Raw genomic sequence first — 25,011 nt, 5'->3', positions numbered from 1 at the left:
CAGTCGTGCGCTCAGAACGAGCGCACGATTCTGCCCAGGGTCTCCATGGCTTGTTCCGATTGCTCGGTCCACGGGCTGCCGTAGTTCAGGCGGATACAGTTGCGAAAGCGCTGGGTCGGCGAAAAGATCGGCCCGGGCGCGATGCTGATGCCCTGGGCCAGGGCCATCTGGAACAGCTTGAGTGAGTCCATCTGCTCTGGCAGCTCCAGCCACAGGAAGTACCCCCCCGACGGGTGACTGACCCGGGTTTGCGCCGGGAAATGCCGGGCAATGGCGGCAAGCATCGCGCTCTGCTGCTCTTCCAGGGCATAGCGCAGTCTGCGCAGGTGCCGATCGTAGCCGCCGTGCTGCAGGTAGTCGGCGATCGCCGCCTGGGCCGGCATCGAGGCGCATAGCGAAGTCATCAGTTTCAAGCGTTCGATTTTCTGCGCATAGCGTCCGGCCGCCACCCAGCCGATCCGGTAGCCCGGCGCCAGGCTCTTGGAGAAGGAGCCGCAGTGCATCACCAGGCCATCGGTATCGAAGGCCTTGGCCGGTTTCGGCGCTTGCTGGGCGTAGTACAGCTCGGCATAGACGTCGTCTTCGATCAGCGGCACCTGATGCTGGCGCAGCAGTTCGACCAGTTGCTGTTTTTTCTCCTCCGGCATGCTCGCGCCCACCGGGTTCTGGAAGTTGGTCATGCACCAGACGGCTTTGACCGGGTGTTTGGCCAGGGTTTGCGCCAGCACGCCAAGGTCGATACCTTCGCGCGGGTGCACGGGGATCTCCACAGCCTTCAGTTTGAGCCGCTCGAGTACCTGCAGGCAGGCATAGAAGGCGGGGGCCTCGATCGCTACCAGGTCACCCGGTTCGGTCACCGCCTGCAGGCACAGGTTCAAAGCCTCCAGTGCCCCATTGGTGATCAGCAGCTCCTCCATCGGCAGCATCAGCCCGCCGACCATATAGCGCAGGGCAATCTGTCGACGCAGTTGCGGATTGCCCGGCGACAGGTCGGTGACCACCATGCGCGGATCCATTTCGCGGCTGGCGCTGGCCATGGAGCGGGCCAGGCGTGGCAGCGGGAACAGGTGGGGGCTGGGGAAGGCCGAGCCGAAGGCGACGGTCTGCGGGTCTTTCATCGAGTCGAGAATCGAGAACACCAGTTCGCTGACATCCACCTCGGTGGACTCATTCGCTTGCTCGATGATCTGCGGCTCGCTGAACTGCCGCGGCGCATGGGCGTTGACGAAATAGCCCGAGCGCGGCCGCGCGCGGATCAGCCCGCGGCGCTCCAGCAGGTAGTAGGCCTGGAACACCGTGGACGGGCTGACCCCGTGGGTCTGGCTGGCGTAGCGCACCGACGGCACGCGCTGGCCGGGGCCCAGGACCCCGGAGCGAATCAGTTCGGCAATGTCGTCGGCGAATTTTTCGTAGCGTTTCATCATGGCTCAGGACGTTTCGACTGCTGCGAAGTGTATGTGATCAGCGGTTCAAAGGCGCGACAAAACGGCTGTGGGCAACACTGGAAATACCCGGTTGGTCGCTGTCGCTGATTTCGAAACCGATTTCCTGGGAGCTGCTTTGCGGCCGTTCGGCAAGCATCGCCACCGATACCGGCATCTCGCTCATCTCACCCGCATCCAGGGTGAACTCGGTCTTGCCGTGCAACTCGAAGCCCTCGGCGTCCACCAGGCGCAAGCGGTAGTGCTGTGCTTGCTGGGTCTTGTTGATGACCTTGAGGGTGTAAATGTTTTCGATCTGGCCCAGGTTGTTCTCGCGGAACAGGCCACGGTCCTTGATCACATCCATCGACACCATCGGCCGCTGCTGCAGGGCGATGACCAGAGCACCGATCATCACCACCAATACGGTGACGTAACCGAGCAGGCGAGGGCGCAGCCAGTTGGTCTTGCCGCCTTGCAGGTTGTGTTCGGACTTGTAGCCAACCAGGCCGCGGGCATAGCCCATCTTGTCCATGATCGAGTCACAGGCGTCGATGCAGGCGGCGCAGCCGATGCATTCCATCTGCAGGCCGTCACGGATGTCGATACCGGTCGGGCAGACCTGCACACACATCTGGCAGTCGATGCAATCGCCCAGGCCTTTGGCCTTGTAGTCGCTGTCTTTCTTGCGGGGGCCGCGGGACTCGCCGCGTGCCGGGTCGTAAGCGATGGCCAGGGTGTCTTTGTCGAACATTACGCTCTGAAAACGCGCATAGGGGCACATGTGCATGCACACCGCTTCACGCAGCCAGCCGGCATTGATGTAGGTGGCGCCGGTGAAGAACAGGATCCAGAACAGGCTGACGCCGCCCAGTTGCAAGGTGAAGAGTTCTTCGGTCAGCGGCCGGATCGGCGTGAAGTAACCGACGAACGTCAGGCCGGTGAGCAGGCTGATGGCCAGCCACAGGGTGTGTTTGGCCGAGCGCCGGGCCAGCTTGTTTACACTCCAGGGCGCGGCATCGAGCTTGATGCGCTGGTTGCGATCCCCTTCGGTGACTTTCTCGCACCACATGAAGATCCACGTCCACGAGCTTTGTGGGCAGGTGTAACCGCACCAGACCCGCCCGGCAAGTACCGTGATGGCGAACAGGCCGAAGGCGCAGATGATCAGTAGTGCCGACAGGAGAATGAAGTCTTGCGGCCAGAAGGTTGCACCGAAAATGTGGAACTTGCTGTCAGCCAGGTCCCATAGCACGGCCTGGCGACCGTTCCAGTTCAACCAGACGGTGCCGAAGAACAGCAAAAACAGAAAGCCCGCGCCACCTAGGCGCAGGTTACGAAACAAGCCGGTGAAGCTGCGGGTGTGGATCTGTCTGTCGCTGCTGGCGGTCTTCTTCTTGGTGGCGGAAGGCTCGGCAATTTCAACGATCTGGACGGGAATTCTATCGCTCATGGTTCGTCGCTCATCAGGCCTCGATCAGGCCAGAACACTATGGCGCCGCATCTGTTTGCATAACAGGCTCAGATATTTCGATAAAAACCGTATCAGATTTTTCGCCAAATCCGCAAAAGCCTTAGATTATCGAGGCCTCGACGCCAGTCTTGAGATGCCTGCGACCATCCACCGCACCCGCTACAGTCAGGGCATCGGCTGCTGATGCGGGCACTGACCGATCAGCGGTCAGTGCTGCACTTGTGGCCTGGCGGGTGGTCCATCGAGAAACAGTCCCTGTGTGGAGCACGCCAATGGACGCTTGGTGGCATCAAGTCTGGTTGACCCTGGTGGCCGAGTTCGCCGACCTCAATGACGCCAAGCAACTGACCCAGGTGACGATACGCCTGCTGATGGCCGCGTTACTCGGTGGCATCCTCGGGTTCGAGCGTGAAATGAAGGGCAAAGCGGCCGGTGTGCGCACCCACATGCTGGTGGCGATGGGCGCCGCGCTGTTCGTGTTGGTGCCGCGTATGGCCGGGGTCGATGATGCGGCCCTGAGCCGGGTGGTGCAGGGGATCGTCGCCGGCATCGGCTTTCTCGGTGCCGGGACCATTCTCAAAGGGCATCATCAGCAACTTGACCACGTCAAAGGTCTGACAACGGCAGCGGGGTTGTGGATGACGGCGGCCATTGGTGTCGCAGCCGGCATCGGCCGCGAGGCCACGGCAGTGATCAGCACCCTGTTGGCATTGCTGGTGCTGGGCGTGATGCCCTGGGTGGTGGACCGGTTCGAGAAGGATGATGAGGGCGAAAACCAGGAGGGCAGGAAGCACTGAGGGGAGCCTAAGCTCCCCTCAAAGATTGTTGCGTGCTCTTTTTTTGTTATTGGAGGGCGGCCTGTTGTTGTTTTTGGCGACCGTTGCCTCTTGTCACTGGCGATCCCCATTCGGGATCAAGAGCAAACGTATTTTTTTGAGCGCTGATCTACTCTCATCATTGCTGATCCAACCGTGACCTTCGCTACCTTGGGGTAGTTTTATTGTTTTGTGTCAGGTTGCGGGGGCGAACCCCGGAAAAGCACATCTTCTCCAAAAAAATCTGTTAGCTGCGTCTCTGCCGTGTTGTTCTTGTTATGTCAGAGTCGTTACGTCTTATTTTTATTGGGTGTGTCACAGTTTTTATTGTTCTTGTACCAAAGATATAGCAGGTGCCGTGCCAACTTTTTAAAGTTCAATAAAATCAATGGTTTAAGTTTTTTTGGCAGGAAGGGGAGGCGGGGGAATCTGTCGATTTGTTTCCGTGTTACCCGGTTTTTTTCTGAAAAGTGCGGGGGCGGTAACACCCTGGTCGCCACCAGGCTGTTACCGCTGATGATTACTGCGCGTTACGTGCCCGCGCTACCCGGGAGCCGCTGGTACGGCCAAGCACCTTACTGATACGCAGGCCCGCGTCGATCAACCGGTCCAGGTCGATGCCGGTCTCGATACCCAGGCCTTGAAGCATGTACAGCACATCTTCGCTGGCCACGTTACCGCTGGCGCCCTTGGCGTAGGGGCAGCCACCCAGGCCTGCGACCGAGCTGTCGAAGACGTTGATCCCTTCAAGCAGGCTGGCATAAACATTGGCCAGGGCCTGGCCGTAGGTGTCATGGAAGTGTCCGGCCAGTTGGGCGCGTGGCACATGTGCGGCAACCACCTCGAACAGGCGGCGGGTGGCGCCCGGGGTGCCGGTGCCGATCGTGTCGCCCAGCGACACTTCATAGCAGCCCATCTCAAACAACTCGCGGGCCACCGGCGCCACCTGCTCGGCACTGACTGCGCCTTCATAGGGGCAGCCCAGCACGCAGGACACATAACCGCGCACACGCACGCCGTTTGCACGGGCTGCATCCATGATCGGTACGAAGCGCTGCAGGCTTTCGCTGATCGAGCAGTTGATGTTGCGCTGGGAGAAGGCCTCGGATGCGGCGGCGAACACCGCAACCTCTTTCACCCCGGCTGCCAGGGCATCCTCGAAACCGCGCAGGTTCGGCGCCAGGGCGGCGTAGGTGATGCCGGACTGTTGCTTGATGTTGGCAAACACCTCGGCGGAGCCGGCCATTTGCGGCACCCACTTGGGCGAGACGAAACTGCCCACTTCTATATAGGACAGGCCCGCCGCCGTCAGGTCATCGACCAGCCGGACCTTGTCTGCCACGCTGATGGGCTGGGCTTCATTCTGCAGGCCGTCGCGCGGACCGACTTCGACCAGACGGACTGTTTCAGGCAATGACATGGCGCGGTTCCTCAGGGCTCAATGGCTGTTTTTCTGATTGTTCAAGGTGGCGGCCAGCGCTTGTTCACAGCGCTCTTCGGCAGTGTCCAGCTCCAGCTGCATCTGCTGGATATCGAGCAGTTGCTGTTCGAGCTGGGCGCGGCGTTCGGCGATCTTGGCCAGCATGCTGTGCAACTGTTTCAGGTTGCCGCTGGTAGGGTCGTAGAGTTCGATCAGTTCGCGGCACTCGGCCAGCGAGAAGCCGATGCGCTTGCCGCGCAGGATCAGTTTCAGACTGACCTTGTCGCGGGCCGAGTAGATGCGCTCAAGGCCCCGGCGTTCGGGGCTGAGCAAGCCCTGTTCCTCATAGAAGCGGATGGCACGGGTGGTGATGTCCAGCTCGCGGGACAGGTCGGAGATGCTGTAGGTCTGGCTGCTCATGGTCAGGCTCGGGAAAAGGGCATGAGCTAACCTAATGGCAGGTTGACGTATACGTCAAGCATTGTGGCTCAAGCCTGTGCCTGTGCCCGCTCGTCCTGCGCTACCACTGCCTGGCACAACTCAATGATCTGCTCGCGCATCCAGCGGTTGGCCGGGTCCTGATCGGTACTTTCATGCCAGTACAGGTGGGTTTCCAGCGGTGGCACATCGTTGACCGGCAGGCTCAGATAATTGAGCTGGTGGCGGCGGGCGAAGCGCTCCGGCACGGTCATGACCATGTCGGTCTGTTGCAACACTTGCGAGGCCATCAGGTAATGCTGCGAACGCAGGGCGATCTTGCGCTGCACGCCCATCTTGCCCAGAGCCAGGTCGACATAGCCCAGGCCGTTGCGGCGGCTGGAGATATGGATGTGGGTCATCCCCAGGTAGTCGTCCAGGCTGAGTTTGTCTTTGGCCATCGGGTGGCCCTGGCGCAAGGCGCAGACGTACTGATCCTGCATGAGCTTGACGTGGCGCACCTGCGGGTCGGTGTTGAGCGGGGCATCGACGGCAAAGTCCAGGCGCCCGGCAGCCAGTTCCTTGGTGGTCTCACGGCGCTTGCAGAGAAAACTCTCGATGATTACCGCTGGCGCCAGGCGGCGCAGGCGCTGAAACAGCGGCGGCAGAATCACCGCCTCGGTGAGGTCGGTCATGCTGATGCGAAAGGTCTTGTTCGCCTGCAGGGGATTGAAGATGCGACTTTCCTGAACCGACACACGCAATAACGACAGGGCATTGCGCACCGGGCCGATGATGTTCTGCGCCATGGGCGTAGGCACCATGCCTTGCGCGGTACGGACGAACAGCGGGTCGTTGAAGGTCTCGCGTAGCCGCGACAGGGCATTGGACACCGCAGGCTGGGTAATGCCGACGATCTGCCCGGCACGGGTCAGGTTGGCTTCGGTGTAGATGGCATCGAAGACGATGAACAGATTCAGATCGACCTTGCTCAGGTTCATGGGCGCTGCTCTTGTTGGTGTTATGGGTCAATCATATATTGGTTATGAATGTTTATACACGCCGAGAATAGACTAGGTGGATTTTGCTCGCTGATCTAGGCTCTTCATCAGATCCTCTTTCCACTGAAGGTACTGCCCATGGATTTCGCCTATTCACCCAAGGTCCAGGCGTTGCGCGAACGTGTCACGGCGTTCATGGATGCTTATGTCTATCCCGCCGAAGCGGTGTTCGAGCGCCAGGTCGCCGAGGGCGACCGCTGGCAGCCGACCGCAATCATGGAAGAGCTCAAGGCCAAGGCCAAGGCTGAAGGGCTGTGGAACCTGTTCCTGCCCGAGTCGGAGCTGGGCGCAGGCTTGAGCAACCTGGAATATGCGCCCCTGGCTGAAATCATGGGCCGTTCGCTGCTGGGCCCCGAACCGTTCAACTGCTCGGCCCCGGACACCGGCAACATGGAAGTGCTGGTGCGCTATGGCAGTGAGGAACAGAAACGTCAGTGGCTGGAGCCGCTGTTGCGTGGTGACATCCGTTCAGCCTTTGCCATGACCGAGCCGGATGTGGCGTCTTCCGATGCCACCAACATGGCCGCCCGCGCTGTCCGCGAGGGCGACCAGTGGGTGATCAATGGCCGCAAGTGGTGGACCTCCGGTGCTTGCGATCCGCGCTGCAAGATCATGATCTTCATGGGCCTGAGCAACCCGGACGGCCCGCGTCACCAGCAGCATTCGATGATTCTGGTGCCCACCGATACCCCCGGGGTGAAAATCGTCCGGCCACTGCCGGTGTTCGGTTACGACGACGCTCCCCATGGCCATGCCGAAGTGCTGTTCGAGAACGTGCGAGTGCCTTACGAGAACGTGCTGTTGGGTGAGGGGCGTGGTTTCGAGATTGCCCAGGGGCGCCTTGGCCCTGGACGCATTCACCATTGCATGCGCTCGATCGGCATGGCCGAGCGGGCCCTGGAGCTGATGTGCAAGCGTTCGGTGGAACGTACCGCGTTTGGCCGCCCGCTGGCGCGCCTGGGCGGTAACGTCGACAAGATCGCCGATTCGCGCATGGAAATCGACATGGCACGGCTGCTGACGCTGAAGGCGGCTTACATGATGGACACGGTGGGCAACAAAGTCGCTCGCAGCGAGATCGCCCAGATCAAGGTGGTGGCGCCGAACGTGGCCTTGAAGGTCATCGACCGGGCGATTCAGATTCATGGTGGTGCCGGGGTCAGTGGTGACTTCCCGCTGGCTTACATGTACGCAATGCAGCGTACCCTGCGCCTGGCCGATGGCCCGGATGAAGTGCACCGGGCGGCAATCGGCAAGTACGAAATCGGCAAATACGTCCCTAAGGAAATGCTGCGCAGCGGGCATTGATCCGCACGCTTTGGATATCAGGCCCGCCGATGCGGGCCTGATTCATTTGTGGCTGCCGGAGTTTGCGGGGTGGTGTGGTTGGTCGCGAGTCTTGAACAGTGACAACAGTATGCCGCCAGTCAACAGGCTCACAGTCACACCCAGCGACAGCAATGCCGGCACTGCGCCGATCAGGCCGTGATAGAAGATTTTGCTACCGATAAAGATCAGCACCAGGGCCAGGGCGTACTTGAGATAGACAAACCGATGCATCAGCGCCGCCAGGGCGAAATACAAGGCACGCAGGCCAAGGATCGCGAAGATGTTCGAGGTGTAGACAATGAACGGGTCCTGGGTGATGGCGAAGATGGCCGGCACACTGTCTACGGCGAACACCAGATCGGCCAGTTCGATCAGCACCAGCGCCAGGAACAGCGGCGTGGCGTACAGCACAGTCTTGCTTTGCCCGGCAGCCTTGAGGCGCACGAAAAAATGCGGGCCATGCAGGTCATCGGTGACGCGCAAATGGCCGCGTACAAACTTGAGTACCGGGTTGTTGGCCAGGTCCGGGTGGGCCTCTTCGCGGGAGAACAGCATCTTTATTCCGGTAACCAGCAAGAAGGCACCGAACACATAGAGGATCCAGGCAAACTCCTGAACCAGGGCGCTGCCTACGCCGATCATGATCGCGCGCAACACCACCACGCCGAGGATGCCCCAGAACAGTACCCGGTGCTGGTAGAGACGGGGGATGGCGAAGTAGCTGAAGATCATCGCCATGACGAAGACATTGTCCATGGACAGCGACTGCTCGACCAGGAACCCGGTGTAGAACTCCAGGGCACGTTGTGCGCCCAGCTCCCACCAGACCCACCCGCCAAACAGCACACCGACACTGAAATAGCTGGCGTACAGCAGCAGGCTTTCACGCATCTCGATTTCGTGAGCCTTGCGATGCAACACGCCCAGGTCCAGTACCAGCAGGGTCAGGACGATGCCAATGAATGCCAGCCAGAACCAGGTGCTGGTGCCGAGAATGTCGTTTTCGAGAAATGCCTGTAGAGCCGCCATGCGCCCCTCCTTGATTGTCGACGTTGCCAAAAAAGCAACAGTGACTCCGACATGGCGGCTTGGCAGCCGTCAGAGGGGCCCGGCGTCACTAATCAAAGCCTAGCTGCGGGGGAGCGCGGGTGCCCGACCGGGCTGTTACAAATAATTGCGCGGGATAATGCGGGCTGTCAGTAGACCCAGACTTCAACCCGCCGGTTGCGGATACGGCCTTCTTCGGCGGTATTGGCTGCCACCGGCAGTTCGTCGCCCAGGCCGATGATCTCGCGCGGGGCCACGCCTTCTCTGGCCAGCTCCCGGCGCACGGCCATGGCGCGCAGGCGAGAAAGCAAGACGGCACGCTCGGGATCATCCTTGGCATCGCCAAATCCAACCAGTACGGCATCTTGTTCCCGTTTGTTGTGCTGGCGCAGGAACTCGACCACCCGCTGCACATCACGCAGTGCTTTGTTGTCCAGGCTGGCATTGCCCTCCTGGAAGCGGAAGTTCACCGACAGGCGCTGGGCGTTGCGGGCCAGCGTCCGATAGCGCGGCGGCATGTTGTCGGCGGGGGGCACTTTGACGGCCTGTACCTGCTGCCCGACAAACCCGCTGGCGGTGACAATGGCTTGCCCTTCGGGGCTTTGGGCAAACTCCACCAGCGCCCGGGCCCACGGTGTAGCCTGACTCGGCGACAGGTAGAAGTACAAACGCCGTGACAGCGGATAGTCTTCGCTGGCCACCAGTGCCGGGCTTGGCAGCATGGGGCGGGAGGCGCCATCGGCGATCGCCAGCACCTTGGCGCCATGTACTGACGCCAGGCTGCTGAAACCGATGGCCTGGCGGTCAGTCAGGACTGTAGAAGCCAATTGCTCGCCGGACTCGAAGCGCCGGGCGGTGCTGGCCAGCGTCTGCCCGGCGGCATCGAGCACCAGCGCCTTGAAGGTTTCGAAGGTGCCTGAGCGGTCATCCCGGGCATACAGGTGAATTGGTCCGTTACCCAGACCCAGTTCCTCCCAGGTGGTGATCCGTCCGGAAAAAATCTGCGCCAGTTGCCCGGTGCTCAATTGCGGCAGGGGATTGTCGGGATGGACGATGACGGCGACGCCATCCAGACCGATGACCTGCTCGGCGGCGGTGCTGTTCAGGTCACCCAATGCCTGGAGCGCGCTCAGTTCACTGACCTTGATCGGGCGTGAGGCGGCAGCCAGATCGGCCTGTCCGGTCTTCAGTGCGGCAAAGCCGGTGCTGCTGCCATGGGCGGCGATGTCGATACGCAAGGGCTGGCCATGGGCATCCTGGGCGCTGACCTGGATTTCGTTGGCAATACGGGTGGTCACGGTTGATATATGGCTGGCGCCTTGAGCTTCCAGCATACCCTTGACCAACGCTGGCGCCAGCGCCGCGCCAATGGTGTTCGAACCCTGGATACGTAGTTGCACCGGGGTGTCAGGGGCGGCCCGGGCAAGGAGCGGAAGCAGGCACAGCAGAATCAGGCTGAGGTGGCGGAACATGCCGGCAGACACTCTTCGGGCAAAGGATGTGCCGCAGATTAAGACGGTTGGATGACCGTAACGTGACAGCGCCTGGTCGCGGGGCAAGCCCGCTCCCACAGGTTGTGTATATAAGGCTGTGGGAGCGGGCTTGCCCCGCGAAGAATCGGCGTTACGCCAGTTCCAGCCAGATCGGCGCATGGTCCGAAGGTTTTTCCATGGCGCGCAGGTCGTAATCGACCCCGGCTGCCTTGATCCGCGGCAGCAAGCCCTGGGAGGCCATGATCAGGTCGATGCGCAGGCCGCGCTTGGGTTCGTCTTCGAAGCCGCGGCTGCGGTAGTCGAACCAGCTGAAACGGTCGGCAACCTCAGGGTGCAGGTGACGGAAGCTGTCGACCAGACCCCAGTTTTTCAGGCGTGCCATCCACTCGCGCTCTTCGGGCAGGAAGCTGCACTTACCGGTCTTGAGCCAGCGTTTGGCGTTGTCGGCGCCGATGCCGATGTCGCAGTCCTCGGGCGATATGTTCACATCACCCATGACCAGCAATGGCTGATCGTTCTTGAACTGGTTTTCCAGCAGGGCCTGCAGGTCGCTGTAAAAGCGCTGTTTGGCCGGGAATTTGGTCGGGTGGTCGCGGCTTTCGCCCTGGGGGAAATAGCCGTTCATGATGGTGATCGGTGTGCCATCGTCATCGGCGAAGGTGCCCCAGATAAAGCGGCGCTGGGCATCCTCTTCATCGCTGGCAAAGCCTTTGTGCAGGCTCAGCGGCGCCTGACGCGAGAGCAGGGCGACGCCATAGTGGCCTTTCTGGCCATGGAAATGCACGTGATAACCCAGGGCCTGGACCTCGGCCAACGGGAACTGATCGTCGCTGACCTTGGTTTCCTGCAGGCCGATCACGTCTGGCTGATGCTTTTCGATCAACGCCGCCAATTGATGGGGCCGGGCGCGCAGGCCATTGATGTTGAACGAGACGATCTTCATGGGAAACACAATCCTGATAAAACCAAGGATCCTAGCCGACATCGACGGCTGCGGCCAGCGTGGCGCAGCACTGCATAGGCTGCTAACGTGGTGCTCGGGGCGAACGTCGGCGCAACGTACGCCTTGAAGGCAATGAATGCCCATTTGTGGAGGTTTGTCAGCATGACCGAATCGACTGCTGTCCCGGCTCAGGTCCGACTGCTTGATGGTGGCTACAGCCGTGAGGCGCGTTCATTGTTGTATCACGCCTATCGGCATGAACCGACCTTTGCCTTCTTGTTCGAGGCGCAGCGTCCTGGCTATGACCAGCGCATTCGCGCCACGGTGCGTGAACTGGTCAAGCAACATTTTCTGCAGGAGTTGCCGGCATTGGGGCTGCTGGTTGACGACCGGCTGATCGGTATTGCCCTGATTGCACCGCCACAGCGCCGCCTGGGCATCACTGAAAGTTGGGCCTGGCGCATGCGCATGGTCTTGAGTACCGGGTTTCGTTGTACCCGGCGCTATCTCGATTATCAGGCGGCACTGATGGCCTGTCTGCCGGGCGAGGCCGTGCATATTTTGCCGCTGCTGGGGATTCATCCGCAGTTCCAGGGTAAACACTACGGCGAGCAATTGTTGCAAGCTGTGCACGACTGGTGTGCCGAAGACGAACATTCCCAAGGTGTAGTACTGGACACCGGAAATGAGCACTATCTGGCCTTTTATCAGCGCCAGGGTTACCAGGAAATCGGCGAAATTGCTGTAGGACCTGTCCGCGAGCATGTGTTCTTTCATCCCAACCCCCAGCCATCTCAACGTGCATCGGCCATGCCTGCGTAACAGGCGCGAGAGCCTCGGACTCCATGCTGGCGCCAAGCTCTGGTAGCATCCGCGCCTATGACGTATTCAGGACGATTCACCTGCGGTTTGATTCTATGGATGGCCAGCGTTGCCGCGTATGCGCAAAGCGAGCTGGTTGTGAAGGTCAAACCTGCCAATAACGAACTCAAGGCCAATGTCGAGGGCTATATCGGCAGCCTTGGTAAACGCGATGAAGAGGCGCTGCTGCGTTTCAGCCGTGGGGCTGTCGAGCAGGCGCGCAAGGCGGCTCAGGCACTGGGCTACTACCAGGCGCAGATCGACAGTGAGGTCAAGGCGCCGGCCAAGGCCGACAAGGGCCCGCAGCTGATCCTCAGCATCGACCCTGGTGAGCCCGTGCACCTGCGTGACGTGACCATCCGTATTGATGGCCCGGCCTCTGAACTCAAGGCATTTCGCATGCCCGACAGCAAGGCCCTGCGTTCAGGTGAAGTGCTCAACCACGGGTATTACGAAGACGCCAAACGGCTGATCCAGAACCAGGCTGCGCGCTACGGTTTCTTCAGCGGGCGATTCGTGCGCCAGCGCCTGGCGGTTGATCCCCAGGCCGGCGTTGCCGACATCGAATTGATCTATGACAGCGGCCCACGCTATCGCTTGGGTAAGGTAAGTTTCGCCGGCGACACCCCGTTCGACGAGACCCTGCTGCAGCGCATGGTGCCGTTCAAGGCCGACACCCCCTACGATTCCGAGCTGATTGCCGAACTCAACAATGCCCTGCAATCGAGCGGCTATTTCGAGGGCGTGCGGGTCGATGCCGCGCCTACGGCCGCGGTAGCGCAAAGCATTCCCGTCGCAGTGCAACTGAGCACCCGCAAGCCCCGCACCATGGGCCTGGGCCTGGGTTTTTCGACCGACGTCGGGCCGCGTGGCAAGGCCAACTGGACCCGCCACTGGGTCAATCCGCAGGGCCATAGTTACGGCTGGGAAACCGAGTTGTCGGCCCCCCGGCAGAACGTCGGGTTGTGGTACGACATACCCCTTGATCCACCGTTGACCGACAAATTCCGCTTTGCCGGTGGCTACCAGAACGAAGAAATTGCCGGCACCGACACGTTGAGCAAGCTGCTCACGGTTGGCCCGGAATGGCACAGCAAGTTGCCCAGTGGCTGGCAGCGCGTGCTGTCGCTCAAGTACCAGCGCGAAGAGTATCGCCTGGGTGATGACTCGGGCCTGAGCAACCTGTTGATGCCTGGCATCAGCTATTCCTACCTGCGTAGCGACAACCGTATCGACCCGCACAACGGCTATCGCCTGCAGTTCGATGTACAGGCGGCCAAGGAAGGACTGGTGTCCGATACCAACCTGTTGCATGCCAATGTGGTGCTCAAAGGTCTGACCACGCTGGGCCAGAAACATCGCTTCCTTGGTCGCGTGCAAGTCGGTGGCAGCGCCACCAACGACTATCAGAGTTCGATTCCGCCATCGCTGCGGTTCTTTGCCGGTGGTGACCAGAGCGTGCGCGGCTATGACTACCAGAGCCTGTCGCCGGAAAACTCCGATGGTGACCGAATCGGTGGCCGCTACCTGGTGGCCGGCAGTGCCGAGTATCAGTACGAAGTCGTGGAAAAGTGGCGGGTAGCGACTTTTGTCGACCAGGGTAATTCATTCAACAACCTGGAGTTTCCCAGCCTCAAGACCGGTGTCGGTATTGGCGTGCGCTGGGTATCTCCGGTCGGGCCGCTGCGTCTGGATCTGGCCCACGCGCTGGATGACGATGGCGGCTTTCGTCTGCACTTCTCCATGGGGCCGGAACTGTGAGTCGCGTTTTCAGAAACATCCTGCTCGCGGTGCTTGCACTGCTGCTCATGCTGGTGTTGCTGCTGGGCCTGTTACTGGGGACCCAGGCCGGCAGCCGCTGGGCGCTGGGACTGGTGCCGGGCTTGCAACTTGAGCAGTTCCAGGGGCGTCTGGGTGGTCAATGGCAGGCCGAGCGCGTGCTGTGGGAGCAGGGCGCCGACCGGGTCGAACTGGTTGCACCGGTGTTCGCCTGGTCACCGTCCTGCCTGTTGCGCATGACCTTGTGTATCGAGCGCCTGCAGGCCGAGCAGGTCAATCTCGCCTTCGCCCCTGGCGAGGCCAAGCCCGACAGCGGGCCGCTGCAATTGCCGGCGTTGAAACTACCGTTGGCAATCGAGCTGGGTGAGGTGCGCATCGGGCACTTGCGTCTGGATGGCAATGAGCAATTGAGCCAATTGCATCTGGCGGCTCACTGGACTGTTGCGGGTTTGCAGATCGACAGCCTGCAACTGCAACGCGATGACTTGCATTTGCGCCTGCAAGGCCGGCTGCAACCTGAGGGCGACTGGCCGTTGCAGGTCCAGGGGCAGTTACGGCTGCCCAAGGTCGATGGCCAGGACTGGCAACTGGCGGTACAGATTGAGGGTGAACTGCAGAAAACCCTCAAGCTCACTGGCGACAGTAGCGGCTACCTGAACGCCCGGCTCAGTGGTGAACTGCAGGCGCTGGCCGAACAGTTGCCGGCCAAGCTACAGCTCAGTGCCCAGGCGTTCAAACCCGGTGCCGAGCTGCCTGACACGCTGCAACTGAATAATCTGCAACTCAGCGCCAACGGCAACCTGCAGAGCGGCTATCAATTGCTCGGCTCGGCCAGCCTGGCGTCCGAGCAGCAACCTGTAGCCTTGAGCCTGCAGGGCAGGGTCGATGCCAAGGGTGCGCAACTGAGCGCCCTGGAGCTTACTGCCAGCGCGGATCAGCGCCTCAAACTCACGGCCAGTGCCGACTGGCAAACAGGCTTGAGCGCCGAGGCGACCATCGATTGGCTGGACTTTCCCTGGCTGCGTCTGTATCCGCTGGAGCCAGCGCCGCAGGTCACGTTGCGCCGCTTCAATGGCCAGGTGCAATACCGCGATGGCAACTATCAGGGCGAATTCAAGGGCGACCTCGACGGGCCGGCGGGTGCGTTCAGCCTGAGCAGTCCGTTCAAGGGCGACCTGCAGCAGATTGCACTGCCACAGCTGGCGCTCAATGCCGGGCAAGGCAAGCTCGCGGGAAGCGTGAGTGTGCAGTTTGCTGATGCTGTGGCCTGGGAGGCCGCTCTCGAACTGTCGGCGCTGAACCCGGCCTACTGGCTCGCCGAGCTGCCCGGCACGTTGGCCGGTCCGCTACGCAGCAAGGGCCAGATCAAAAATGGCGAACTCAGCCTGGACGCCGACCTTGACCTCAAGGGACGTCTGCGCGGTCAGACGGCAGTGCTCAAGGCTGTCGCTGAGGGTGCTGGACAGACCTGGACCCTCGGCACTCTCGATATCCGCCTGGGCGACAACCACATCAACGGCAGTGGCAGCCTGCAGCAGCGTCTGGCCGGTCAGCTGGACCTCAATCTGCCTCGTCTTGGCCAGCTCTGGCCGCACTTGCAGGGGCAGCTCAAGGGTAAGCTGGAAGTCGCCGGAACCCTGCAGGCGCCGCAAGGCACGCTGACCTTGCAGGGTCAGAAGCTGGCCCAGGCTGAAAATCACTTGCAGCGCCTGACCCTGGATGCACGGCTGGACAGTGCCCAGCGTGCAGTGATTGATCTGCAGGCCGGCGGAATTCGTCTGGGCGATACCGCGCTGGGCGTGCTCACCGCCAAGGGTCGTGGAGATATTCGCCAACAGCAGCTGGAACTGGCGCTGGACGGACCGCAGCTCAAGCTTGACCTGGGGCTGGATGGGCAGCTGGACAAGGGCAACTGGCGTGGACGCCTGGCCAGTGGTCAGATCCAGGCCGGTGGTCAGGACTGGCGCTTGCAAGCACCGGCGAAATTACAACGTCTGGCCACAGGACAACTGGATTTCGGCGCCCATTGCTGGCGCTCCGGACAAGCCAGCCTGTGCGGCGACGACCAGCGTCTGGCTCCCGAGCCGCGTCTGCGTTATCACCTCAAGCAATTCCCGTTGCAAAGCCTGGCGCAATGGTTGCCCAAGGACTTCGCCTGGCAGGGGTTGCTTAATGCCGACATCAATCTGGACCTGCCCGCCAGTGGTCCGAAAGGCACCATTGTGGTCGATGCCAGCGGTGGCACCCTGCGTTTGCGCGAGAAGGATCAATGGCTGGATTTCCCCTACCAGACCCTCCGTTTGCAAAGCACCCTGGCGCCACGCCGGGTTGATACCCGTCTGGATTTCAAGGGTGAGCGTCTGGGCGAACTGTCTCTGGTCACCCGGCTCGATCCTGTAGCCACCAACAAACCACTGAGCGGCGATTTCCGCCTGACCGGGCTGGATATCGCCATTGCCCGCCCGTTTGCACCGATGGTCGAGCGCCTGGCCGGCCAGTTGAACGGCAGCGGACAGCTGTCTGGCACGTTGCTGGCGCCACAGGTAAACGGCAGCTTGAACCTGAGCGCTGGCGAAGTTGCCGGGGCAGAATTGCCGATCAGCCTGGAAGACCTGAGCCTGCAGGCGCGGATCGCTGGAGAGCAAGTGCAGATTAACGGTGCCTGGAAAAGTGGTGAGGCCGGTCAAGGCAGCTTGCGCGGCCAGGTCGGCTGGGGGCGGGCTCTGGCGGTTGATCTGCAGTTGCAGGGTCAACGTCTACCGGTCACCGTCGAGCCCTATGCGAACCTGGAGGTGGCGCCGGACCTGAAGATCAGCCTGATCGATGACAAGCTGGCGGTGGCGGGTAAGGTACGGGTGCCCAAGGGCAAGATCACGGTGCGTGAGTTGCCGCCTTCGACCGTCAAGGTTTCTGATGACACGGTGATCGTTGGCCATCAGACCGAAGAGGGCAAGGCACCGATGGCAGTCGCCATGGACATCGATGTCGAGGTGGGCCAGGACAAGTTGTCGTTCAGCGGCTTTGGCCTGACCGCCAATCTACTCGGCCATGTGCACATCGGCGACAACCTCGACACCCGTGGCGAGCTGAGCCTGGCCGACGGACGTTACCGGGCCTACGGCCAGCGCCTGACTATCCGCCGTGCGCGCCTGTTGTTTGCCGGGCCCATTGACCAGCCTTACCTGGACATCGAAGCTATCCGCCAGACCGATGACGTGATTGCCGGTATCCGTCTCAGCGGCAGTGCCGAACAACCCACCACCCAGGTGTTTTCCGAGCCGGCCATGAGCCAGGAACAGGCGCTGTCGTACCTGGTATTGGGGCGCCCCTTGGGTTCCACGGGGGAAGATAACAACGTGCTCGCTCAAGCGGCGCTTGGCCTGGGCCTGGCTAGCAGCGCCGGGGTGACTGGCAGTCTGGCCTCAAGCCTGGGGATCGACGATTTCCAGCTGGACACTCAAGGCAGTGGTAACAGCACCAGCGTGGTGGCCAGCGGTAACCTCACCGAACGCTTGAGCTTGCGCTATGGCGTAGGCGTGTTCGAGCCAGTCAACACGGTTGCTTTGCGCTACAAATTGAGCAAGAAGGTCTACCTTGAGGCTGCCAGTGGCCTGGCAAGCTCTCTGGATATTTTCTACAAGCGCGATTTTTGATAATCGCTATCCGCGTACGGTGGCAGCTTCGATGAATTCGTTGCTGTCATCGGCGGGCTTGGGAGGATCAGGCAGTCGTTGCGGGCTGATCAGGTTGGTGTATTCCTCGATCAGACGGTTTAGCGCCTCGGGAGGCTCGCACGCCTGGAACTGCATGCGGATTTGCACTTCATCGGGATCACGGCCGTCACCGTTGCGCTTGTTCTGGCCGCCTACCGTTACATAGAAGCGCTCGCGCTGCAGATTCTCGCTGGCCTTGGTGGTTTCGGTGTTCTGGATTCTCACCGACAGATCGACCTGCATACGCTCCAGCGCCAGCCCCCTGGGTGAAACCAGGGCAATCAGCGGGACGTGCATCTTGTGCTGATCATCCATCGCCACCTCAACCATCTTGGCCTTCATCGGTGAGCCCAGTGCCTGGGCGTCATAATCGAAAAACTGATCGAAGAGTTTGATGTACTGCTGGGCGATCAGATTATTGGTGGCAGCAGCGGCTTCTTGTAGACCACGGGTAATGTCACAAAGATCGCTGGCGGTGATGGGGGCGTTTTTCGAGGAGAGATCATCCAAGCGTTCGCACTCCTTGTGTTTCTGGTAGGAGGCCTCTCACGAGGGAGAGGCCGGATTCGTTGGCAAAGCATGATCAAGCGGGTATGAATCAGGGTTGTGTTGCCTTGTCAGGCATTGGCAGGGCCGAACCAGGTAGTGCATCAAGGTTTTGAGCCGTGGCATCACCCATGACCACCGGTTTGGTAGCCGCTTCAGTGAGGAAATCAATCACGCGCATCAACGCCTCTGGTGGGTCCTGACGGCGGACTTTGGTGTTGAAGGCATAGCGCGCACGGGTGTCGGTTTTACGGGTCTGGCTGGACTTGTGGCTGACCTGGCCCTTGACGTTGAGTTTGAACGGCCCCCAACCCAGCGACGCACCGAAACTCGCTTCACCACCGGTCTCGGTGGTGCTCTCGGCTTGCTGGCTGATGGTCAACTCAAACTCGATATTGCCTTCTTCAATGACAATGTTGGGGTGGGTAACCGCTGCCAGCAGCGGGATCTGCATCTTCTTGGAGACAGTCCCCTTATAGACCCCTTGTTCATCGGTGATGGTTTCGTCGTAGTCAAACTGAATGGCGACGGCCTTGCCATCCTGAATACACACGCCCATAAGAAAGTCGGCGTACGACTTGCTCGCGGTGACTTGCGCCTGAATCATCGCCTGCAAAGGGCCGGAGATCATTCGGTCCAGTGGCAAGGCATTCATGACCGAGCCGATCAAGCTGTTATCGATAGTTGCCATTAGGGAATTCCTTTTGATGAATGCACATCATTGTGCGGATGTGTCTTGAGTGCCGAGGTTAGCGGCTCAAGGGGTGAGACGAGCGTGTGCACACGACTCCTGGCGACGGATGTTGCCGATCTGGCGCAAACTCAAGCCGTATTTGTTGGCTAGCATGCTGCGCGAGAGACCCTCGGCGCTTTCCTGCTGGATTTGTTGATTGCGCAATTGGCGCAGGAAGTGGTCGACCTTGGGGATTTCCAGAGCCATACCGGCAAAACGTTTGATCAGGGCGTCCAGGGCTGTCGCGGGGAGAACCTGAGACAGCGTGGTGCGTTCACGGTGCTTGGGGATGTACTTGGGGCGGCCACCGAAAGCACAGGTCAAGTTGTAAGCGTTTTCAATGCCCAGGCATTCGATGAGCATCTGCAGCGAATGGGGCAGCTGTTGGATGTCAATACGGTTGAGATCGCGCAGTTCCATGGTGACTTCCTTGTAGGGATTGGCTTGACACCTTCATGTTTGAACATCCCGACCGTGCGTAACAGGCAGCAAGCGCAGCAGGGACGGTGGGCATCGGATATGTGGTTTGTAGGCAAGTAGGGCCATGGGAATAGGAAAGTCACGGCTGATTCGGCGTAACCCCTTGCTTCTGCGCTGCAGACGCTTGAGCGAGGGGGGCAAGGTCTGGCAACCCATGATTACTGGCAGGGGTGCACCAGCAGCAGGCTGATTTGCCCGAGGTAGGGGCCGGGCCGGTTCACGGCGTGCTCCGGGAGGGTGCGCCAGTCAACCCAGATGCACACGGCGCTGAGGCTGGCGTTTGCGTGTTTACCTACGGTTTGCGGAGAAAAGTCCCGGCGATACAGAACCTGGGTCTGGTTGACTGCACTTGTCTCTTTTGGCTGCGACAGGGTCAGGGCTGCTGCCTTGATGAGCTCGGCGGAATCAAGACTGAAGTGGGGGGTAGTCGATTGTTCGTACAGATAGCCGGCCTGACGCGAGCGCTGCCAGAGTTGTTGCCATTGGCTGGCCCCGGCGTGTTCGGCCAGTTGCTTGCCCAGTGCAACGCGTTGATCGGGGGAGAGTGTCGAGGTGGGGAGCGCCTGGGCCTCAAGGCCAACCAGCAAGGTGATGCTACTTAGTAATCGACCGAGGAACATGGCGAGTTTCCATTCGTCTGGGACTATGCCCGGGACGCCATGGTTTCAGGAGGAAGGTCGCTACAGAAGGAGGAAATTGTCCGCTCGCGGCAAGGCTGCGTTGTATGATGCGCATGGGCCGTTCCGGGCCCTTACCCCGATGTTGCAAGGAAATATCAATGACTCAAGGTCAACGCCTGAAATACTCCATTCTGATCTCCCTGCTGGTGTTGGGGATCATGCTTGGTCTGTCCTACCTGCAAAAGCAGGGGACGATCAGTGAACAAGTGTTCCAGTACATTGCCATTGCGGTGGCAGTCGCGGTTGTGGTGATCAACGGCATCATGCGCCGCAAGGTCAAGCTCTGAACCGATCAGCACGGCCGGCATACGCCGGCCTTGCGCTTAGCGTGGGCAGGATTGCTCCAGAATGCTGCGGGCCTCGGGGTTGAGGCTGTAGCACTTGTCGTTGCCCATGCTGATCACACCCTCGACGCACAAGCGCTTGAGCACTTCCCGCACACTGAGGAACGACAGGGGAACATCCAGCTGTTCAAGCTGGCTGTGGACGCCACGTACGCCGATGCTGCGCCCACTCCTGTCAGCCATGTGCAAGGCATCGATGACCTTGAGGCGGATCAGACTGGTACGCAGCCCGAATGTCCTGAGCAGTTCGCGAATATGTTCGTTGCCGGGACGCTCGTTGTCGCTGTTGTCGACTTTTACTGTCAAGGCTTGCCGAGGTTTTCGCTCGGGGCGGTTGGCGATCGCTGCCTGTTGCTGGTTATACATGTGAAAGCTCCCTTTCGTGGCCAGTCCAGATACCGTCAAAATTGTTGCCTACACCCTATAAGACGAATGAGCGTGGCAAAACTGCAGTACCCGGGAAAAAAAATTATCGAGCCACTTAGGTAAAGACGTTTCGGCAAGGCAGATTCCGTAAATTTTTCGCCTGTGTTTCGTTCAATCAGGATCAATAGTTCCCTGATCGATGCAGGAGTGTCCGTGATCAAATCCCATCCGTTGGCAAGCGTCTGTCTGGCCGGACTGCTGCTCGGCCTCAGTTTTGCTGCCCAGGGCCGTGTTGCTCCGGGCGATGCCAGTGCCGAAATTCGCCGCACCAGCTTTGGGGTCCCACACATCCTGGCCCGGGATGAACAGGGGCTGGGCTATGGCATCGGTTATGCCTACGCCCAGGACAACCTGTGCCTGCTGGCCAATGAAGTGGTCACGGTCAATGCCGAGCGCTCACGCTACTTCGGGCCTGAGCAGGTAACCTTCGAGCAGCGCGAGAACCTGGCCAGTGATCTGTTCTTCAGCTGGCTAAACGCGCCCTCTGCAGTATTCGGCTTCTGGCAGGCACAACCGGCGCAGGTGCGGGCCTTGCTCGAGGGCTATGCCAAGGGCTACAACCGCGCGCTGGCCGAGCGCGTGGCTCAGGGGCAGGGTGCGCAATGCCTGCAGGCGCAGTGGCTGAGACCGATTACCACGCTTGATCTGGTCAAGCTCACCCGGCGTCTGTTGGTTGAAGGTGGGGTAGGACCGTTTGCCGAAGCCCTGGCGGGCGCTACCCCGCCCAATGCCGTCGCGCGCCTGAACGTGGACATGAGTGTGGCGCAAGCACGGCAGAACAATTTTGCTCTGGAGCGTGGCAGCAATGCGGTGGCGGTGGGGCGCGAGCGATCGGCCAGTGGTCATGGCATGTTGCTGGCTAACCCGCACTTCCCCTGGGCAGGCGGCATGCGTTTTTACCAGATGCAGCTTACCGTGCCCGGAAAGCTGGATGTCATGGGGGCGGCCTTGCCAGGTCTGCCCCTGATCAACATCGGTTTCAACCGTCACCTGGCCTGGACCCACACGGTGGATACTTCCAGGCACTTCACGGTGTATCGGCTTGAGCTCGATCCCAAGGATCCGACCCGCTACCTGCTCGATGGCAAGTCGATGCCGATGAGCCGCCAACGGCTGACGGTGACGGTCAAGGGAGCGGACGGCAAGCTGACACCAGTCAACCGTGACGTTTACAGCTCAGTGTTCGGCCCGGTAGTCCAGTGGCCTGGACGGTTGGACTGGGACAAGCAGTACGCTTTCAGCCTGCGCGACGCCAACCTGGACAACACTCGCGTACTGCAACAGTGGTACAGCATGAACCAGGCTGACAGCCTGAAAGCGTTGCAAGACTCGGTGCATCGATTGCAGGGTATTCCCTGGGTCAACACCCTGGCCGTGGACGCCAAGGGGCAAACCTTGTACCTGAATCAGTCGGTGGTGCCTTTTGTCGATGCTGCCTTGCTGGCACAGTGCAGCGATTCGGCAGCAGGACAGGCGTTGATTGTGCTCGACGGTTCGCGCAGTGCCTGCAACTGGAGAGTTGACCCGCGTGCGGCGCAGCCGGGGATCTTTCCAAGCCAGCTGCTGCCGAGCCTGAGCCGCGGCGACTTCATCCAGCACTCCAACGACTCCGCCTGGATGGTCAATCCGGCGCAGCCGTTGCGTGGCTATTCGCCGTTGGTCAGTCGTGAGGACCAGCCCCTGGGGCCACGCAGCCGCTTTGCCCTGCAGCGCCTGAACCGCGAGGGCAAGCTGACCGGCGCCGATCTGCAGCAGATGGTGATGGACAACCAGGTCTATCTGGCGGAACTGCTGATGCCGGACCTGTTGCAATGGTGTGGTGAACAGGCGCCGGATTCGCGATTGACGACGCTGTGCAGCAGCTTGAAAGCCTGGAACCTGCGTGCCGACCTCGACAGTGGCATCGGGCTGGTGCATTTTCAGAACATTCTGGAGCCGCTGCTGCAGCGCCCGGATATCTGGCGAGTAGCGTTCGACCCGAGCGATCCCCAGCATACCCCGCGTGGACTGGCAGTCGAGCGTGCCGACGTGGCAGCAGCCTTGAACCAAGCCGCCCTGGCCTCGCTGGCCGAGGTGGAGCAGGCCGGTCTGACGGCTGATGCGCAGTGGGGGCAGATACAACAAGCCGCCGACGGCACGCCGATTCACGGCGGGCCTGCCAGCCTGGGGGTCTACAATGCGATCCAGAGTGTAGCGGCCGGGCCTGGCAAGCGCCTGGTGGTCAGTGGTACCAGCTACTTGCAGCTGGTGACCTTTGATAGCAAGGGGCCGCAGGCCTTGGGATTGCTGGCTTTTTCCGAGTCCAGCGAGGCCGGTTCAGCGCATGCCAGTGACCAGACTCGGGCTTTCTCGGCCAAGCAGTGGCATGTGATTCCCTTCACCGAGGCACAGATCAAGGCTGATCCACAGTATCGCGTGCAGGTGATTCGGGAGGCGGATTCGGCGGCGGTGGCCAACGTCATGCCCTGATCCGTCGGCCTTATCGCGGGGCAAGCCCGCTCCCACTGTGGGAGCGGGCTTGCCCCGCGATCATTGCACCAAGTCGCGCAACAATAGGCCAAACCTCAGGTCCACCTGCTCGGGAATCGGCAGGTAGACGGTATGCCCATCCCCCGGTGCCACCTCGATCGATGCCCCCTGACGATCGCGCAACTGGTGCAGATCGAAATGATAGTTGCCACGCGGGGTCATCAGTTCCAGATGATCTCCCAGGGCAAAGCGGTTCTTGACCTTCACTTCAGCCAGGCCATCGACGCGTTCACCGGTCAGTTCACCGACAAACTGCTGGCGCTCGGACACCGAGTTGCCACGTTGATAGTTCTGATATTCGTCATGCACGTGACGGCGCAGGAAGCCTTCGGTGTAACCGCGCTGGGCCAGCGATTCCAGATTGAGCATCAAGCTGCGGTCGAACTCACGGCCTGCCACGGCATCATCGATGGCCTGGCGGTAGACCTGAGTGGTGCGTGCGCAGTAGAAGTGCGACTTGGTGCGACCCTCGATCTTCAGCGAATGCACGCCCATGCGGGTCAGGCGTTCGACGTGCTGCACCGCACGCAGGTCCTTGGCGTTCATGATGTAGGTGCCGTGCTCGTCCTCGAAGGCCGGCATGTCTTCATCCGGACGATTGCTTTCCTGAAGCAGGAACACCTGCTCGGTCGGCGCACCGACCCCCAGGGTCGGTTGTACTTCGCGGACGATATCGCCGCTGACATCTTCAGTGGCTGCTGTGGCGCTGTACTTCCAGCGGCAGGCATTGGTGCAGCTGCCCTGATTGGCGTCACGGCGGTTGAGGTAGCCCGACAGCAGACAACGCCCGGAGTAGGCCATGCACAAAGCACCATGGACGAAAACCTCCAGCTCCATGGCCGGTACCTGCTGACGGATTTCCTCGATTTCCTCCAGCGACAGCTCGCGGGACAGGATCACCCGGGTCAGCCCCTGGCTGCGCCAGAACTCGACGCTGGCCCAGTTCACCGTGTTGGCCTGCACTGACAGGTGAATCGGCATCTGCGGGAAGTGCTGGCGCACCAGCATGATCAAGCCCGGGTCAGACATGATCAGCGCATCCGGGGCCATCTCGACTACCGGCGCAAGGTCTTTGAGGAAGGTCTTGAGCTTGGCGTTGTGCGGGGCAATGTTGACCACCACGTAAAAACGCTTGCCCTGGGCCTGGGCCTCTTTGATGCCCAGCGCCAGGTTGGCGTGGTCGAACTCATTGTTGCGTACGCGCAGGCTGTAGCGCGGTTGGCCGGCATAGACTGCGTCGGCGCCATAGGCGAAAGCGTAACGCATGTTCTTCAGAGTGCCGGCTGGGGCGAGCAATTCAGGTTTGGCAAGCGGGGTCATGATCAGGTCGCGGCAAAAGGCGCGGATGCTACCGGGAATGCCCCGGCGGGTAATTGATCCATGTCAACGGCGCTTTTGCCGCTGCTTGCGTTTACCTCGGGTGCTGCGTGCTGGCTCTTTGCATTTATTCAATAGAAACAAGGGTTTGATATCAAATAACGATTATTGAGGGGTGTTTGA

General features: G+C 60.7%; 21 protein-coding genes and 1 pseudogene. 7 read left to right on the top strand and 15 right to left on the bottom strand.

Annotated features, from left to right (window positions below):
* Positions 1-11: 11 nt before the first annotated feature.
* The 3 genes and pseudogenes from mapR to AC07OF_RS22670 all read right to left on the bottom strand — a co-directional run.
* Entirely contained in the window at positions 12-1,421 is a 1,410-nt protein-coding gene (gene mapR, locus AC07OF_RS22680) for a GntR family transcriptional regulator MpaR (RefSeq protein ID WP_157194774.1), read from the bottom strand.
* Positions 1,422-1,461: 40 nt separating this feature from the next.
* Positions 1,462-2,874 carry a cytochrome c oxidase accessory protein CcoG gene (gene ccoG / locus AC07OF_RS22675; RefSeq protein ID WP_157193248.1) on the bottom strand — a complete coding sequence of 471 codons (1,413 nt, stop codon included), beginning with the start codon at positions 2,872-2,874 and terminating at the stop codon, positions 1,462-1,464.
* A 121-nt stretch (positions 2,875-2,995) separates the two neighbouring features.
* Positions 2,996-3,115 (bottom strand): annotated as a pseudogene (locus AC07OF_RS22670) (DUF3203 family protein); the annotation flags it as partial.
* Positions 3,116-3,167: 52 nt separating this feature from the next.
* On the opposite strand from AC07OF_RS22670, the gene AC07OF_RS22665 reads away from it, so the two are divergent.
* Positions 3,168-3,692, top strand: coding sequence for an MgtC/SapB family protein (locus tag AC07OF_RS22665; RefSeq protein WP_157193247.1), 525 nt, complete (start codon positions 3,168-3,170; stop codon positions 3,690-3,692).
* A 538-nt stretch (positions 3,693-4,230) separates the two neighbouring features.
* Here AC07OF_RS22665 and AC07OF_RS22660 read toward each other — a convergent pair.
* The 3 genes from AC07OF_RS22660 to AC07OF_RS22650 all read right to left on the bottom strand — a co-directional run bounded on the left by AC07OF_RS22660 (position 4,231) and on the right by AC07OF_RS22650 (position 6,548).
* On the bottom strand, positions 4,231-5,130 hold the full coding sequence (locus AC07OF_RS22660; RefSeq protein ID WP_157193246.1) for a hydroxymethylglutaryl-CoA lyase: 900 nt from the start codon (positions 5,128-5,130) through the stop codon (positions 4,231-4,233).
* A gap of 18 nt (positions 5,131-5,148) precedes the next feature.
* Positions 5,149-5,550, bottom strand: a complete 402-nt coding sequence (locus AC07OF_RS22655) for a MerR family transcriptional regulator (RefSeq protein WP_038612868.1) — start codon at positions 5,548-5,550, stop codon at positions 5,149-5,151.
* A 68-nt stretch (positions 5,551-5,618) separates the two neighbouring features.
* A complete protein-coding gene (locus tag AC07OF_RS22650) occupies positions 5,619-6,548 on the bottom strand; it encodes a LysR family transcriptional regulator (protein WP_157193245.1) in 930 nt (309 codons plus the stop codon).
* Positions 6,549-6,686: 138 nt separating this feature from the next.
* Between AC07OF_RS22650 and AC07OF_RS22645 the strand changes: the two genes are divergently transcribed.
* Positions 6,687-7,916, top strand: coding sequence for an acyl-CoA dehydrogenase (locus AC07OF_RS22645; protein WP_038612864.1), 1,230 nt, complete (start codon positions 6,687-6,689; stop codon positions 7,914-7,916).
* 42 nt (positions 7,917-7,958) lie between these two features.
* Here the strand turns inward: AC07OF_RS22645 and AC07OF_RS22640 are convergent, their stop codons facing one another.
* The 3 genes from AC07OF_RS22640 to xthA all read right to left on the bottom strand — a co-directional run bounded on the left by AC07OF_RS22640 (position 7,959) and on the right by xthA (position 11,420).
* Complete coding sequence (locus tag AC07OF_RS22640) at positions 7,959-8,966, bottom strand: TerC family protein (RefSeq protein WP_157193244.1); 1,008 nt, start codon at positions 8,964-8,966, stop codon at positions 7,959-7,961.
* Between the two features lie 167 nt (positions 8,967-9,133).
* Positions 9,134-10,456 (bottom strand): substrate-binding domain-containing protein, encoded by a 1,323-nt coding sequence (locus AC07OF_RS22635; protein ID WP_157193243.1) that lies wholly within the window; start codon positions 10,454-10,456, stop codon positions 9,134-9,136.
* Positions 10,457-10,607: 151 nt separating this feature from the next.
* Complete coding sequence (gene xthA / locus AC07OF_RS22630; protein WP_157193242.1) at positions 10,608-11,420, bottom strand: exodeoxyribonuclease III; 813 nt, start codon at positions 11,418-11,420, stop codon at positions 10,608-10,610.
* Positions 11,421-11,582: 162 nt separating this feature from the next.
* Here xthA and AC07OF_RS22625 point away from each other — a divergent pair, with 162 nt between their 5' ends.
* From AC07OF_RS22625 to AC07OF_RS22615, 3 genes are read left to right on the top strand one after another with little or no spacing between them, the layout of a single operon-like run.
* Positions 11,583-12,242: a GNAT family N-acetyltransferase gene (locus AC07OF_RS22625; RefSeq protein ID WP_157193241.1), complete on the top strand. Its 660-nt coding sequence runs from the start codon at positions 11,583-11,585 to the stop codon at positions 12,240-12,242.
* 57 nt (positions 12,243-12,299) lie between these two features.
* Complete coding sequence (locus tag AC07OF_RS22620; protein ID WP_157193240.1) at positions 12,300-14,042, top strand: autotransporter assembly complex protein TamA; 1,743 nt, start codon at positions 12,300-12,302, stop codon at positions 14,040-14,042.
* Positions 14,043-14,089: 47 nt separating this feature from the next.
* Entirely contained in the window at positions 14,090-17,713 is a 3,624-nt protein-coding gene (locus AC07OF_RS22615) for a translocation/assembly module TamB domain-containing protein (protein WP_157194772.1), read from the top strand.
* 6 nt (positions 17,714-17,719) lie between these two features.
* Here AC07OF_RS22615 and AC07OF_RS22610 read toward each other — a convergent pair whose 3' ends face one another.
* The 4 genes from AC07OF_RS22610 to AC07OF_RS22595 form a co-directional block, all read right to left on the bottom strand.
* The gene (locus AC07OF_RS22610; RefSeq protein ID WP_157194771.1) at positions 17,720-18,253 is read right to left on the bottom strand and encodes a DUF2589 domain-containing protein; all 534 of its coding nucleotides are present in this window, start codon (positions 18,251-18,253) and stop codon (positions 17,720-17,722) included.
* A gap of 118 nt (positions 18,254-18,371) precedes the next feature.
* Entirely contained in the window at positions 18,372-19,010 is a 639-nt protein-coding gene (locus tag AC07OF_RS22605) for a DUF2589 domain-containing protein (protein ID WP_157193239.1), read from the bottom strand.
* A gap of 66 nt (positions 19,011-19,076) precedes the next feature.
* Entirely contained in the window at positions 19,077-19,472 is a 396-nt protein-coding gene (locus AC07OF_RS22600; RefSeq protein ID WP_157193238.1) for a Mor transcription activator family protein, read from the bottom strand.
* A 218-nt stretch (positions 19,473-19,690) separates the two neighbouring features.
* Positions 19,691-20,152 carry a hypothetical protein gene (locus AC07OF_RS22595; protein WP_157193237.1) on the bottom strand — a complete coding sequence of 154 codons (462 nt, stop codon included), beginning with the start codon at positions 20,150-20,152 and terminating at the stop codon, positions 19,691-19,693.
* Positions 20,153-20,310: 158 nt separating this feature from the next.
* Here AC07OF_RS22595 and AC07OF_RS22590 point away from each other — a divergent pair, with 158 nt between their 5' ends.
* Positions 20,311-20,499 (top strand): hypothetical protein, encoded by a 189-nt coding sequence (locus AC07OF_RS22590; protein ID WP_038612844.1) that lies wholly within the window; start codon positions 20,311-20,313, stop codon positions 20,497-20,499.
* A gap of 36 nt (positions 20,500-20,535) precedes the next feature.
* Here the strand turns inward: AC07OF_RS22590 and AC07OF_RS22585 are convergent, their stop codons facing one another.
* Positions 20,536-20,922: a fe2+ zn2+ uptake regulation protein gene (locus tag AC07OF_RS22585; protein WP_157193236.1), complete on the bottom strand. Its 387-nt coding sequence runs from the start codon at positions 20,920-20,922 to the stop codon at positions 20,536-20,538.
* 213 nt (positions 20,923-21,135) lie between these two features.
* Between AC07OF_RS22585 and pvdQ the strand changes: the two genes are divergently transcribed.
* Positions 21,136-23,451 carry a bifunctional acylase PvdQ gene (gene pvdQ, locus AC07OF_RS22580; protein WP_495073466.1) on the top strand — a complete coding sequence of 772 codons (2,316 nt, stop codon included), beginning with the start codon at positions 21,136-21,138 and terminating at the stop codon, positions 23,449-23,451.
* A gap of 60 nt (positions 23,452-23,511) precedes the next feature.
* On the opposite strand, the gene trhP is transcribed toward pvdQ, so the two are convergent.
* Positions 23,512-24,831 (bottom strand): prephenate-dependent tRNA uridine(34) hydroxylase TrhP, encoded by a 1,320-nt coding sequence (gene trhP / locus AC07OF_RS22575; protein ID WP_157193234.1) that lies wholly within the window; start codon positions 24,829-24,831, stop codon positions 23,512-23,514.
* Positions 24,832-25,011: the final 180 nt, after the last annotated feature.

Source organism: Pseudomonas sp. GW821-FHT10B02 (assembly GCF_059415665.1).
Note: the sequence above shows the minus strand (reverse complement) of the source record. Positions and strands in the feature narration are given on the sequence as shown.

Bases quoted from the DNA above. Each gene is read 5' to 3' on its own strand.
- mapR (WP_157194774.1), bottom strand. From the start codon at position 1,421: ATGAAACGCTACGAAAAATTCGCCGACGACATTGCCGAACTGATTCGC.
- ccoG (WP_157193248.1), bottom strand. From the start codon at position 2,874: ATGAGCGATAGAATTCCCGTCCAGATCGTTGAAATTGCCGAGCCTTCC.
- AC07OF_RS22665 (WP_157193247.1), top strand. From the start codon at position 3,168: ATGGACGCTTGGTGGCATCAAGTCTGGTTGACCCTGGTGGCCGAGTTC.
- AC07OF_RS22660 (WP_157193246.1), bottom strand. From the start codon at position 5,130: ATGTCATTGCCTGAAACAGTCCGTCTGGTCGAAGTCGGTCCGCGCGAC.
- AC07OF_RS22655 (WP_038612868.1), bottom strand. From the start codon at position 5,550: ATGAGCAGCCAGACCTACAGCATCTCCGACCTGTCCCGCGAGCTGGAC.
- AC07OF_RS22650 (WP_157193245.1), bottom strand. From the start codon at position 6,548: ATGAACCTGAGCAAGGTCGATCTGAATCTGTTCATCGTCTTCGATGCC.
- AC07OF_RS22645 (WP_038612864.1), top strand. From the start codon at position 6,687: ATGGATTTCGCCTATTCACCCAAGGTCCAGGCGTTGCGCGAACGTGTC.
- AC07OF_RS22640 (WP_157193244.1), bottom strand. From the start codon at position 8,966: ATGGCGGCTCTACAGGCATTTCTCGAAAACGACATTCTCGGCACCAGC.
- AC07OF_RS22635 (WP_157193243.1), bottom strand. From the start codon at position 10,456: ATGTTCCGCCACCTCAGCCTGATTCTGCTGTGCCTGCTTCCGCTCCTT.
- xthA (WP_157193242.1), bottom strand. From the start codon at position 11,420: ATGAAGATCGTCTCGTTCAACATCAATGGCCTGCGCGCCCGGCCCCAT.
- AC07OF_RS22625 (WP_157193241.1), top strand. From the start codon at position 11,583: ATGACCGAATCGACTGCTGTCCCGGCTCAGGTCCGACTGCTTGATGGT.
- AC07OF_RS22620 (WP_157193240.1), top strand. From the start codon at position 12,300: ATGACGTATTCAGGACGATTCACCTGCGGTTTGATTCTATGGATGGCC.
- AC07OF_RS22615 (WP_157194772.1), top strand. From the start codon at position 14,090: ATGCTGGTGTTGCTGCTGGGCCTGTTACTGGGGACCCAGGCCGGCAGC.
- AC07OF_RS22605 (WP_157193239.1), bottom strand. From the start codon at position 19,010: ATGGCAACTATCGATAACAGCTTGATCGGCTCGGTCATGAATGCCTTG.
- AC07OF_RS22600 (WP_157193238.1), bottom strand. From the start codon at position 19,472: ATGGAACTGCGCGATCTCAACCGTATTGACATCCAACAGCTGCCCCAT.
- AC07OF_RS22595 (WP_157193237.1), bottom strand. From the start codon at position 20,152: ATGTTCCTCGGTCGATTACTAAGTAGCATCACCTTGCTGGTTGGCCTT.
- AC07OF_RS22590 (WP_038612844.1), top strand. From the start codon at position 20,311: ATGACTCAAGGTCAACGCCTGAAATACTCCATTCTGATCTCCCTGCTG.
- AC07OF_RS22585 (WP_157193236.1), bottom strand. From the start codon at position 20,922: ATGTATAACCAGCAACAGGCAGCGATCGCCAACCGCCCCGAGCGAAAA.
- trhP (WP_157193234.1), bottom strand. From the start codon at position 24,831: ATGACCCCGCTTGCCAAACCTGAATTGCTCGCCCCAGCCGGCACTCTG.